We start from the raw sequence: 12260 nt of genomic DNA, 5'->3' as shown, positions 1-12260 counted from the left end.
TCTCCTATCGTCAGTTTCGGCCCATGCCGTAGTAATCGAATCCCTCGGCCCGAAGTCGCTTAGGATCATAGATGTTTCGGCCGTCGAACACGACGTAGCCGCGCATGAGGGACTTGAGGCGCTGCCAAGACGGCCGGTGGAACTGCTTCCACTCCGTGACGAGGAGCAGCGCGTCCGCGCCGTCGACTGCCTCGTACATGTTCGACGCGTATTCGACTGAATTGCCGAGCGCTTTTCTCGCCTGCTCGGTTGCTTCCGGATCGAATGCCCGCACCTTCGCGCCTAGCTCGATCAGCTTCCTTATGATGACTAAGGACGGCGCTTCGCGCATGTCGTCGGTCTGGGGCTTGAAGCTGAGACCCCAGAGCCCGAAGTGCAACCCGCCCAGGTTGTTTCGCGCGGCTGGCCCGCCGGCGAAATGGGCGACTATCTTAGATACCAGGGCGGCTTTCTGTCCGCTGTTCACATCCTCGACCGCGCGTAAAAGGCGCATATCTGACCCCAGGATGCCAGCCGTATGTATTAGAGCCTGAACGTCTTTGGGCAGGCAGGAGCCGCCATAACCTACGCCTGGAAACAGGAAGTCATAGCCGATACGGGTGTCCGCGCCGATCGCCTCTCGCACCGCCGAGATATCGGCGCCGGCCCGCTCGCACAGGTTGGAGATCTCGTTGATGAACGAGATCTTAGTCGCGAGGAAGCAATTGGCCGCATACTTTGCCATCTCCGCGCTCCTGACGTCCATCGCGATCAGAGGATGGAAAGTTCGCAGGAACGGCTCGTACAGCTCTCGCATGATATCCAAAGCGCGCTTCGAGTCGCCACCGATCACTACGCGGTCGGGCTTTACGAAGTCGTTGATCGCCGTGCCCTCCTTGAGGAATTCGGGATTGGACACGACGTCGAAGTCATGCCTGGCCTTTCTGCGGATGATTGCCCGAACCTCATCGGCAGTTCCGACGGGCACGGTTGATTTGTCAACGACGACCTTGTATCGATCCATATGGGACCCGATATCGTCGGCGGCGGAGTAGACGAACGAGAGGTCTGCCTCGCCGCTGTTGCTCATGGGCGTCGCGACGGCGATGAAGACCACGTCGCCATGCTCTATTGCACGCCGCCGGTCGGTCGTGAAGTCAATGCACCCGTTCTCCCGGTTTCGTTCTATCAACTCGGCCAAGCCAGGCTCATAGATTGGGACACCTCCGGCGAGTAGTAGGTCCACCTTGGCCCGGTCGATATCCACGCAGACGACGTCGTTGCCGCTGTCCGCCAGGCAGGCGCCTGTGACCAGGCCGACGTAGCCGCATCCGATTACTGAAATCTTCAAGATGGCCCCTTCGCTTCACGTTGGCCGCTGCCTATGCTCTCAGCGAGATAAGGTAGGCGAACTCTTGTCTAGCTCCGTAAACGATCACACGAACGTGCGCTCAGCGTCGGCCCAAATGGACTCATCCCTGGTGGTTCATCATCAGGATGCCCAGATGACTCCATCGCGCAACGTCCGCGCTCCACGACATCTACTATGAAACGACAACGACGCCGTCTAGTTGTTGTACAACGGGGAGTGGGACTGCCGCGATGATTGGATCCTCTCCGACACGCGGCGGCGGGCATGCACCGACACAGGTAGGGATCCAGTGAAGCGAGCGCTCATCACGGGAATCACCGGGCAGGACGGCTCGTATCTCGCCGAATTGCTGCTCAACAAAGGCTACGAAGTCCATGGGCTGATTCGGCGAGCTTCCACCTTCAACACGTCGCGCATCGATCATCTGTACGTCGATCCGCACAATCCGAGCGCAAGACTGTTCCTGCATTACGGGGACCTCACCGACGGCACCCGCTTGGTGACGCTGCTAAGCAATATCGACCCCGACGAGGTGTATAACCTTGCGGCGCAATCCCATGTGCGTGTCAGCTTCGACGAACCCGTGCATACCGGCGACACCACCGGCATGGGATCGATCCGACTCTTAGAGGCGGTCCGCCTCTCCCGTGTTGATTGCCGTTTTTACCAGGCGTCCTCGTCGGAGATGTTTGGCGCCTCTCCACCGCCTCAGCATGAGGACACACCGTTCTACCCTCGCTCACCATACGGTGCGGCAAAGGTCTACTCATACTGGGCGACGCGTAACTATCGGGAAGCATACGGCTTGTTCGCGGTTAACGGCATCTTGTTCAATCACGAATCACCGCGCAGGGGCCAGACTTTCGTGACGCGAAAAATCACGCGCGCAGTTGCGCGGATCAAAGCTGGCCTGCAGTCAGAGGTCTACATGGGCAACCTTGATGCTGTCCGCGACTGGGGATATGCGCCCGAGTATGTCGACGGTATGTGGCGCATGCTGCAGGCCGCGGAGCCGGACGACTTCGTGCTGGCCACAGGGCGTGGTTACACCGTGCAGGAGTTCGCACAGACCGCATTCGACCATGCCGGGCTCGACTGGCAAAAGCATGTGAAATTTGACGAGCGCTATCTGCGGCCCACGGAGGTCGATTCACTGATAGGTGACGCGACCAAGGCAGCCGAGTCGCTCGGATGGAAAGCGTCTGTTCACACCGGCGAACTGGCGCGAATCATGGTCGACGCGGACATCGCTGCATTGGAGTGCGACGGCAAGCCGTGGATCGACAAGCCAACGCTCCCCGGCTGGGCCTGAGAACGGGAATGGGCACGTTAGTCGGCTGCCTCGACCGCGACTCTCCCGTATATATCGCCGGGCATCGCGGACTAGCGGGGTCGGCTCTCCTGCGGAGGTTTCAGGCCGCGGGGTTCACCAACCTAGTGGTGCGGTCGCACCGCGAACTCGACCTGACCGATCGGGCCGCGACGTTCGACTTCGTTCTGCAGTCAAGACCCCAGGTCATCATAGATGCCGCAGCGCGCGTTGGCGGCATCATGGCTAATAGCACGAACCCGGTCGATTTCTTGTCGGAGAACCTTCAGATCCAGGTCAATCTGCTCGATGCGGCCGTGGCCGCGCGGGTGCCTCGGCTACTGTTTCTTGGATCGTCATGCATATACCCAAAATTCGCCGCGCAGCCCATCAAGGAAAGCGCTCTGCTTACCGGCCCGCTTGAGCCCACGAACGACGCATACGCGATCGCCAAGATTGCGGGCATTCTCCAGGTCCAAGCGGTCAGACGTCAGTATGGCCTGGCGTGGATCTCGGCGATGCCCACTAACTTATACGGACCGGGGGACAACTTTTCCCGCTCCGGGTCGCATTTGCTGCCCGCCCTCATCCGCAGGTACGAAGAGGCCAAAGCTGGCGGTGCATCGGAGGTGACGAACTGGGGGACCGGCACTCCACGGCGCGAGCTGCTGCATGTCGATGATTTGGCTAGTGCATGTCTGTACCTTCTGGAACACTTTGACGGCTCCACTCACGTCAACGTTGGGAGCGGCATCGACCACACCATTAGAGAGATCGCCGAGATGGTCGCCACAGCAGTCGGCTATACCGGCGAAACTCGTTGGGACGCAACAAAGCCGGACGGTACACCACGCAAGCTGCTGGATGTTTCGGTATTACGGGAGGCCGGATGGCAACCGAGCATTCCACTGCAGGACGGCATCGAGGCTACCGTGGCCTGGTATCGTGCTAACGTCGGCGCGGCGAGGCAATGAACGTATCTCTTGAGCGTGCGCACGCATGTTAGTGTGGCGCGGTGGTTTTCTTCCGCAGAGGTGGATTGATCGCGCGTAACACCACCATCGAGGTGTTGCGTCCCTATTCTGATCGGGGCTCAAAGCGTCAATTCGTCAAGCAACTCGAATCGCGTGGCGTGAGTGTCGTTCTGGACGTTGGCGCGAACTCTGGCCAGTACGCGGGCGACCTGCGCATGGCGGCTTACACGCGTCGTATCGTCTCCTTTGAACCTCTGTCGGGTCCCTTCTCGCTTCTAGAACGCAACGCGTCGAAGGATCCGCTTTGGGAGTGTCGGCAGTGCGCCTTAGGCGACATGGATGGGACTATCTCGATAAATGTTGCAGGCAACGCCGGCGCAAGTAGTTCTGTGCTGCCGATGCTGAGGCGCCATCGGGACGCGTTTCCGCCGGCGAATTATATCGGCACTGAAGAAGTGCCTATACGCCGACTCGATTCGGTCGCGCCAGAATTTCTCCAACCAGCTGATGTTGCTTTCCTCAAGATTGACGTTCAAGGATTCGAGAAGCAGGTGATCGTGGGCGGTGCATCAACGGTGGCCGACCATTGTGCGGGCATGCAGCTCGAACTATCGTTTATGCCTTTGTATGAAGGTGGCATGCTCATTCGTGAGGCGCTGGACGTAGTGTATTCCCTGGGGTTTACGCTGGCGGGGCTACTGCCGGGTTTTACCGATCCCCGCAATGGCCGAATGTTGCAGGCGGACGGAATCTTCTTCCGCGAGGATGACTGAAAAGTCGCTGACCGCTACTCGCTCGACTGACGTAGTTAGCGGCGTTTCGTTACCCGTGTGAATACGTATTCCAAGAAGCGGAGGTAGTACTCCCAGGAACGCAGACAAGCCCGCGAGATTCGCCGCCCCCCAAGGGGGTAGCGGCCATGCAAGTCCCACATGCGGCGCAGGTCATAAAACACCACACTCGGGTGTCGGTTGGTGCCAACACCGGTGGTGTCGAAATCGCATAACACGCGCCGGATCGTAATTGGGGGTCGCAGGAGCGCGGCTCGTAAAATGAATTCTTGGTCGGCGGCGACCCCGAAATCGAGGTCGTAGCCACCCAGTTCGCGGACCAGCGATGACCCAAAAAACGACGCCTGGTGTGGAACCACTTGCAACCCGGCGAGGAACTTACGAAGGCTGAAGGGTATAGGGCCACGGACGCGCCCGAGTCCGACGAGGTTGTCCATGCCGAAGCCCCATACTTCGCGTGCTGGCCCCTGCTCTGCGATCGCCTCCACGGCCTGAGCCACTGCGTCGGGATCGGAGAAACAGTCGCCGGAGTGCATGAACCACAGCAGATCGCCGGATGCGTGGGCGATGCCCTGGTTCATTGCGTCATACCGTCCGCCATCGGGCTCCGACTGCCAATGCGCGAAGCCAGGCTCGCATCCCGACAGGAATTCCACGACGTCGTCACCCGATCCGCCGTCGATTACGATGTGCTCGATTCGTGCCTCGTAGCGCTGGGCCCGCACACTGTCGACCGTGCGTTTCAGGCCTTCGAGGTCCTTGAAGGAGATCGTGATCACCGAGACCGTCGGAGCCGGACTCATTGATTTCCCCCTCGTGTTATCTGGACGTGCGGCGCAACATCGACCACATTTGGATCGAAATCCTCATCGGAACGATCTTGTTGCCATTGCCAACTTTCCTCGTATCGCTTGGCTGTGGACGCGCACACCGGTCAATGGGTCGCTCCTTGCTGATCCCTTGCTGCCGCCGTCAGGCGAACAAGTTCGGTGGGGTAGACGTCCGCGAGCCCCTTTCGGCTTGGCGCGATGGCGGTGAGCCTGCGCCGGAGAGTCTTGAGCCTCGTGGTTGGTTTCGCCCAGCGGTGTTGCAGTGCCAGCACCGCAAACCGAGGGTGCTGGGCGATGGTGTTTTGGAGCGCGGATTGACCCTCCGCCCCCGGCACTTTCGCAATCTGGTGGAGAATCCAGTCGGCCATCAATCCGATGAGCTGCTCGCGGATGGGGTCCCCGGAGACCAGATCGAACATCGCGTCGAAAGTTGCCGCGTGCCCCGGCCCTTGCGTTAACCAGAATCTCGGAGGGTCCACCACTTGGTTGTGCCACATTCCCTCGGAATGGCGTCGGTAGACGGCCATCGTCTCTGGCAGCATTGCAATGCCACCGCACACCGCATGCCGGACGTGCAAGTACCAGTCCAAGGGCATGATGTCGCCGGGGATGTCGTCATAGCGCTCAAGCCGGCGGTACATGACGGAATTGGTCTGGATGAAGTTCATCAAGATAAGAGCATCCACGCTCAAGTCGCCGCGCAAGTAGACCGGCGGAAACTTCGAGTCTTTAGCGCTGCCATCGTCCCAAATCACTCGCACAGGGTGGAAGCACACTGCGGTCTCTGGGTGGTGGTCGAGAAATGCCACTTGTTTGCTTAGCTTGAGTGGATCGATCCAGTAGTCATCTCCCTCGCACAGCGCGATGTACTCGCCGCGAGCAATCGAAAGGGCGCCCACCAGGTTCGCATTGAGCCCGAGGTTTTCTGGTCTGAATATGGGGCGGAACAGGTGCGGGTAGCGCGTGGCATAGTCGCGGATGATCTCCGGCGTCGCATCGGTCGAGGCATCGTCGGCGACAACAATCTCAAAGGGAAAGTCCGTCTGTTGGGCGACAAAACTGTCGAAGGCCTGTCGAACATAGGCCTCCTGGTTGTGGGTGGTCGATACGATGCTCACCTTCGGGTCGTTCGCCGATGTCTGTTCTTTCACCGCATTCCCATCTCGCAATTGCCGGCGACGACGCGGACGATGTGTCCGGATGCCATGCAGCCAAGGCTTGACAGCGAGACAATCGGCGAATATTGGCTCCCCGTCACCAGGTCGGGAGACGCCAGCAACACGCCTCTCACCCCCGGGACTCGGCGGCACGTTGATAACCGCGCACGGCGAGTGGAATGAATAGGGCGAGGAGCAGAATCGTCCAGAGCGCAGTCATTGCCAGAGGCCGCGCGAGCGCCCCGCCGTGGGCTAGGGCCCACATCGCCTCGATGGGGGGCGACAGCGGTTGCATGCGGACCAGAGGTTGAAGCCACCCCGGGAACTGTCCAATGGGAGTCGTACCGGGATTGAGAAACGCCAGGGACACGGTCACCCCGATCAACCAGGTCATGACGGCACGGCCGTTGGCGCGGATAGCCAGTGCCACTACCAGCGCGGTATATCCGATCATTGCGATTGATGGGATCAGAATGTAGACCAGTGCCGTGAGCCAGCCGTGCGTAAAGCGTAGGCCCATGGCGATTCCCAGGGCGGTGACCAGGATTGTGCCAAACAGTGCCCGCATTGCGTCGGCGGTGATCCGTCCGGTGAGCACACTTGTCCGGTGTATAGGCAATACCCACATCTTGCTGATCAATCCCACTTCGCGTTCTAACGTGATGCTGACCGCGCCGCCGAGGGAGCCGAACAGTGCCGATAGCACCGCGCACATCGGGGTGAGGCCGTAAACGCTGTCGATGCCGGTGACCTTCCGCACCTGCTGGCCCAGCACAATCTGGTAGATCAGCATAAGGGAGACTGGAAAAAGCAAGGATCCCAGCAGCACTCCATAGTCGCGCCGCCACCGCATGAGGAGTCGGTCGGCTTGCACCCAGCTTTGGGTCAGTAGCGACCCTTGCACTCCGGGTTGCTTCCGCGACACTAGCCCCGCCTCTGCAATCGCAGCGTAACCAAGCCAAAGACCAATACCATTGCCACACACCAAGCCATGCTGGCAGCCAGGTTGTCGACGGTCACGTGGCCCCTGGCGAAGCCGCGTAGCGTTTCTGCGACTTGTGATACCGGTTGGTTGCGCACGTATGGGCGCAACCAAGAGGGAAAGGTTTTTTCGGGCGCGATGCCGGTGGAGAGCATAAATAGCAGCAACTGGGGGACAAACAAGATATGGCTGACGCCCTGCAAGCTGTTCGCAGCGGATCCCATGGCGTCGGCGGCTAGCGCCACACCGAGGCACAGAAACAAAGCGACAAACACGAAGGCCAGCCCGTAGCCGAGTCCGCCGCTCATCCGGAACCCGAATGCGTAGCCCGCGATCATCGCGACCAACAGGACGAGTGAGCCGCGCATCAGAGTGGCCGCCATGCGAGCGCTCACCGGTACGGCCGCCGCGATTGGCAGCGTCGCCAACCGCTCGCCGAGCGCCGTGAGGCGGTCGCGTGCGGCGCGGTCCCCGGTCAGCAGAGCGACAAAGATGACTGACTGGACAACCACGGCGGGCAGCAAGTACTGCGCGTAGCTCACGCGCTCGGTGTCGACTAGGCCACGCAGCGCCACGGTGAAGCCTGCCAAATATCCGACAGGCGACAACACCTCGTAAATCATCCCGCCATCGCGGACCGCGGACAGCAGCGAACGTTCAGTGAGGGCGGCCAGGGCGCTCATCGCTGGACCACAGCCTGCTCCGTGAGGTGCAAAAACGCCTCGTCGAGTGAGGGTTTCCGCAGCGAGATGTCCGCGAGTTCAATCCCGCTCGCATCGACCCGGCGAAACACCTCACCTAACGTTCCCAATCCGTCAGGGGCGAATAGCGATACCGAGCTCGTGTCGGCATTGATATCAATGCCTTCGAGCCCCGTTAGCGCCGCAGCGACCCTGGGTAGGTCGGCCGGATTGGCCGGGGTCACCTGGCAGTAGCTGCCGCCCACCCTGCGTTTGAGGTCTTCGGCTGTGCCGTTGGCGATCACCTGTCCGTGGTCGATGACGACGATCGAGTCGCTCAGCACGTCGGCCTCTTCCAAGTATTGCGTGGTTAGCAGCACGGTGATGCCCTGCTGCGCCAACGAAGTCACCAGTGCCCAGACGGCGCGGCGGCTGCGGGGATCGAGTCCAGTGGTCGGCTCGTCGAGGAAGAGCACTTTTGGCAGAACCATTAGGGCGCTGGCGAGGTCGACGCGCCGCCACATCCCGCCTGAATAGGTAGTCAACGGACGGCCACCGGCTGCGACGAGATCGAATTGTTCGAGCAATTCGTCGGCGCGCGCTTTCGCCTGCCGGCGGCCAAGGCCGCGCAGCCTGCCGAACAACACTAGGTTCTCCCGGCCAGTGAGTACGGGGTCCATTGCGGAGAACTGACCGGCCATGCTGATGCTGGCGCGCACCTCCGCTGGCTGGCGGGTGATGTCGTATCCGTTGACCGCCGCACGGCCGGAAGTCGGGCGGATCAGCGTCGAGAGGATGTTGATTGTGGTGGTCTTGCCCGCGCCATTGTGTCCGAGCAGCCCACACACCGTGCCCGCCGGCACTGAAAAGCTCACGCCACGCAGCGCAGGGGTGTCTCGGCCGAACGTCTTTGTGAGGCCGTCAACCTCGATCGCCAGTGGTCTCACAGTGACGAGTATTTCATGGTGGGTACCTCTCTGTTGGCCGTATCACCTGTCGTGTGGACTGTGGCGGGCAAGTCGATGTCAGTCGCGACCGGAAACAAAGTCCCCACCGGGCGCAAGCAAAATGCTCGGTGCGCCGTTCGGTAGCCGGCCAATTTCGCCTGACAGATTGTCTTATCAGTAGCGATCTCGCTTTGCTGCGCGGCAAGGGCAAACGTTGAGTGACTAGAGGGAAGGCCTCGGGATCTCTGTTGTGGGCGTTTCGTCCGCGAACTGTCGGTGCAGCAGCAGGGACCGCACCAGCGGACGGGATCCCTCGGAACGAAGCATTTGACTGGCCGGGCGCGGACGGACGATCTGTGGCCACCAGAACCAACGTCCGAGCAGCGCGGCGATGGACGGTGTCATAAACGAGCGCACAATTAAGGTGTCGAACAACAAGCCCAGGCCGATGGTGGTACCGACCTGGCCGATGATCCGCAGGTCGCTGGCCACCATTGACGCCATGGTGAATGCGAACACGAGGCCCGCGTTCGTCACGACCTTGCCCGTGCCGCCCATCGCGCGAATGATGCCGGTGTTAATGCCACCGGCAATTTCCTCTTTCATCCGGGAGACCAGCAGCAGGTTGTAGTCGGACCCCACCGCCAAAAGGACGATCACCGACATCGGCAGCACCATCCAGTACAAGTTGATGCCCATGATGTATTGCCAGATCAGGACCGACAGCCCGAACGACGAGCCGAGCGAGAGCGCCACCGTGCCGACAATCACCAGCGATGCAACAAAGCCTCGCGTGATGATCAGCATGATGATGAAAATGAGGCAGAGCGCACCAACCCCGGCGATAAACAGGTCGTATGTGGAGCCATCACGGAAGTCCTTGAATGTCGACGCCGTGCCGGCGATATAGATCTTGGACGGCTCCAGCGGTGTCGTCTTAAGTGCCTCCTCGGCCGCCGTCCGGATCTTGTCGATACGCGCGAGGCCGTCGGGCGACGCGGGATCGCCCTTGTGGGAAATGATGAATCGGGCCGCTTTCCCGTCTGGGGACAGGAACTGACTCATCGCCTTTTTGAAGTCCTCGTTTTGGAAGATGTCAGGCGGCAGATAGAAGGAATCGTCGTCCCTGGCAGCGTCGAACGTCGCTCCCATGGCGGTGGCGTTCTCCTTTTCGTTGTTCATCTGCCCAAGCGTTCCATTCATGGTGCTGTAGGACGTCAGCAGCATATTCCGCGCGTCCTCGGCTATCGCGATCGACGGTGGGAAAATCTCGAGCAGTTGCGGCAACAGCGCGTCCATCTTGTTCAGATCGACGATAAGATCGTCGAGCTTGTCGCTCAGTATGTCGACGCCGTCGAGAGTCTCGAATATGTTTCTCAACGCCCAGCAGATGGGGATGTCGTAGCAGTGTCGTTCCCAGTAAAAATAACTTCGGATCGGTCGGAAGAAGTCTTCAAAATCGGATAACTTGCCTCTGAGGTCCGAGATAACGTCGCGCAATTCCTTCGTTTTGGCGATCGAGTCGTGGGTAAGGGCCGTGATCTGCTTTTGCAGTGCGTACATGCGTTTCATCGACGCGATTTGGAACGATAGTACGTCCGCTTGCTTCAGCATGTCTTCCGTGCGGGCTTTCATATATGTCTGATCCTGCTGCATGACCGCATATTGCATTTGCAGTAAGAAAGGTATTGACGTGTGCTGGATCGGCGTGCCCTCGGGCCGAGTGATTCCCTGCACCCGAGAGATGCCGTAAACCTTGAAGATCGCCTTGGCCAGTCTGTGCAGGACGAGGAAATCCGCGGGATTACGCATATCGTGATCCGATTCGATCATCACGATTTCCGGCATCATTCGCGCTTGAGAGAAATGGCGATCGGCGGCCGCGTATCCGACGTTGGCGGGAATGTCATTGGGCATGTAGAACCGGTTGTTGTAGCTCGTCTGGTAGCCGGGCAGCGTCACGAGACCGACCACGGCCACCGCTATGGTCGCAGCGAGGATGGGCACGGGCCAGCGCACGATCGCCGTGCCGATCCGGCGCCAGCGACCGAAGGCGAGGACCCGCCTCGGGTCGAACAGCCCGAACCCACTGCCGATGGTGAGAACCGCGGGAACCAACGTAAGCGCGATCACGACCGCGACCAGCATGCCCACGGCGCAGGGCATGCCCATGGTCTGGAAGATGGGCATCCGGGTGAAGCCCAGGCACAGCATGGCGCCGGCGATCGTCAAGCCTGAACCCAAGACGACGGGAGCGACGCCGCGGTAGGTGGTGTAGAAGGCCGTCTCCCGGTCCTCGCCGGCCTGGCGTGCCTCCTGATACCGGCCGAAGAAGAAGATCGCGTAGTCGGTTCCGGCCGCCATGGCGAGCGCCACCAGCAGGTTCACGGCAAAAGTAGAGAGCGCGACGAGACTATGATCGCCGAGGAACGCAACGATCCCCCTGGCGGCAAGAACCTCGATCCCGACGGTGACCAGCAACAGAATTACGGTGAGGACCGACCGGTAGACGAAGAGCAGCACCACGAAAATGATCAGCGCGCCCACCGCGGTCATCTTCAGAATGGACCTGTCACCGGCCTGCTGCATGTCCGACAACAGCGCTGATGGACCGGTGACATAGACCTTGAGCCCCGGGGGCGGCGTGCTACGCGCGATGATGCTGCGGACCGCGGCAATGGAGTCCTGACCGAGGGTGGTGCCTTGGTTGCCTGCGAGGTTTATCTGCACATAGACGGCCTTGCCGTCGTCGCTCTGCGCCCCCGCCGCCGTCAGCCGGTCTCCCCACAGGTCCTGCACATGCTCGACGTGCTTGGGATCGGCCTTAAGCGCGCGAATCAATTGGTCGTAGTAGTTGTGGGCGTCGTCCCCGAGGCGTTGCTGCCCCTCCAGCACGATCATCGCGATGCTGTCGGAATCGGATTCTTTGAAGTCCTTGCCCATGCGCTGCATGGCCTGGACCGCCGGTGCGTCCTGAGGGGCCAACGGCACGGAATGTTCGCGGCCGACCGTCTCCAGCCATGGAACGAAGAAGGTCACCAGCAGCGTCAGCGCCACCCATGCCAGCACGATGAGCACCGAAAGCCGGCGGATGCTACGGGCGAAGAAAGGGGCTCGAGCGTGCTCGGTGGTCATGCGGACCTCACCCGATGAGGGACGCTCGCGGCCGCGACCGCACCCTTCACTGCGGCGCAGCGGCGAATGCCATCCCTGTTGTCCTCTGTCACGATGTTCCCCAC

At 60.6% G+C, this 12260-nt stretch carries 10 protein-coding genes; 3 read left to right on the top strand and 7 right to left on the bottom strand.

All coding sequences use genetic code 11. From position 1 onward, the window contains the following. Window positions 1-10 precede the first annotated feature (10 nt). Entirely contained in the window at window positions 11-1330 is a 1320-nt protein-coding gene (locus AWC03_RS01880) for a UDP-glucose dehydrogenase family protein (protein ID WP_085238838.1), read from the bottom strand. A 310-nt stretch (window positions 1331-1640) separates the two neighbouring features. On the opposite strand from AWC03_RS01880, the gene gmd reads away from it, so the two are divergent. The 3 genes from gmd to AWC03_RS01865 are packed head-to-tail and all read left to right on the top strand — an operon-like array spanning window position 1641 to window position 4407. Further along, window positions 1641-2663: a GDP-mannose 4,6-dehydratase gene (gene gmd / locus AWC03_RS01875; RefSeq protein ID WP_085238837.1), complete on the top strand. Its 1023-nt coding sequence runs from the start codon at window positions 1641-1643 to the stop codon at window positions 2661-2663. An 8-nt stretch (window positions 2664-2671) separates the two neighbouring features. Beyond that, on the top strand, window positions 2672-3634 hold the full coding sequence (locus AWC03_RS01870) for a GDP-L-fucose synthase family protein (protein WP_085238836.1): 963 nt from the start codon (window positions 2672-2674) through the stop codon (window positions 3632-3634). A gap of 41 nt (window positions 3635-3675) precedes the next feature. Continuing rightward, the gene (locus AWC03_RS01865; protein ID WP_085238835.1) at window positions 3676-4407 is read left to right on the top strand and encodes an FkbM family methyltransferase; all 732 of its coding nucleotides are present in this window, start codon (window positions 3676-3678) and stop codon (window positions 4405-4407) included. A gap of 35 nt (window positions 4408-4442) precedes the next feature. On the opposite strand, the gene AWC03_RS01860 is transcribed toward AWC03_RS01865, so the two are convergent. From AWC03_RS01860 to AWC03_RS01835, 6 genes are all read right to left on the bottom strand, one after another. Then, on the bottom strand, window positions 4443-5228 hold the full coding sequence (locus tag AWC03_RS01860; protein WP_085238834.1) for a glycosyltransferase family 2 protein: 786 nt from the start codon (window positions 5226-5228) through the stop codon (window positions 4443-4445). A 131-nt stretch (window positions 5229-5359) separates the two neighbouring features. Then, a complete protein-coding gene (locus tag AWC03_RS01855) occupies window positions 5360-6406 on the bottom strand; it encodes a glycosyltransferase (protein WP_142278299.1) in 1047 nt (348 codons plus the stop codon). A 136-nt stretch (window positions 6407-6542) separates the two neighbouring features. Next, window positions 6543-7301 (bottom strand): ABC transporter permease, encoded by a 759-nt coding sequence (locus tag AWC03_RS01850; RefSeq protein WP_085238859.1) that lies wholly within the window; start codon window positions 7299-7301, stop codon window positions 6543-6545. Between the two features lie 35 nt (window positions 7302-7336). Beyond that, window positions 7337-8077 (bottom strand): ABC transporter permease, encoded by a 741-nt coding sequence (locus AWC03_RS01845; protein ID WP_085238832.1) that lies wholly within the window; start codon window positions 8075-8077, stop codon window positions 7337-7339. Then, a complete protein-coding gene (locus AWC03_RS01840) occupies window positions 8074-9021 on the bottom strand; it encodes an ATP-binding cassette domain-containing protein (RefSeq protein ID WP_142278298.1) in 948 nt (315 codons plus the stop codon). Before AWC03_RS01840 ends, AWC03_RS01845 begins: the two co-directional genes overlap by 4 nt. A 222-nt stretch (window positions 9022-9243) precedes the next feature. Further along, window positions 9244-12156 (bottom strand): MMPL/RND family transporter, encoded by a 2913-nt coding sequence (locus AWC03_RS01835; RefSeq protein ID WP_085238831.1) that lies wholly within the window; start codon window positions 12154-12156, stop codon window positions 9244-9246. Window positions 12157-12260 lie beyond the last annotated feature (104 nt).

Origin of the sequence: Mycobacterium europaeum (genome assembly GCF_002102155.1) — a bacterium.
Lineage (GTDB): Bacteria > Actinomycetota > Actinomycetes > Mycobacteriales > Mycobacteriaceae > Mycobacterium > Mycobacterium europaeum.
This window is presented reverse-complemented; position numbering and strand designations above follow the sequence as displayed.

What these genes read in the sequence shown, in the direction of transcription:
- AWC03_RS01870 (WP_085238836.1), top strand. Translation starts at nt 2,672, where the DNA reads ATGGGCACGTTAGTCGGCTGCCTCGACCGCGACTCTCCCGTATATATC.
- AWC03_RS01860 (WP_085238834.1), bottom strand. Translation starts at nt 5,228, where the DNA reads ATGAGTCCGGCTCCGACGGTCTCGGTGATCACGATCTCCTTCAAGGAC.
- AWC03_RS01845 (WP_085238832.1), bottom strand. Translation starts at nt 8,077, where the DNA reads ATGAGCGCCCTGGCCGCCCTCACTGAACGTTCGCTGCTGTCCGCGGTC.
- AWC03_RS01835 (WP_085238831.1), bottom strand. Translation starts at nt 12,156, where the DNA reads ATGACCACCGAGCACGCTCGAGCCCCTTTCTTCGCCCGTAGCATCCGC.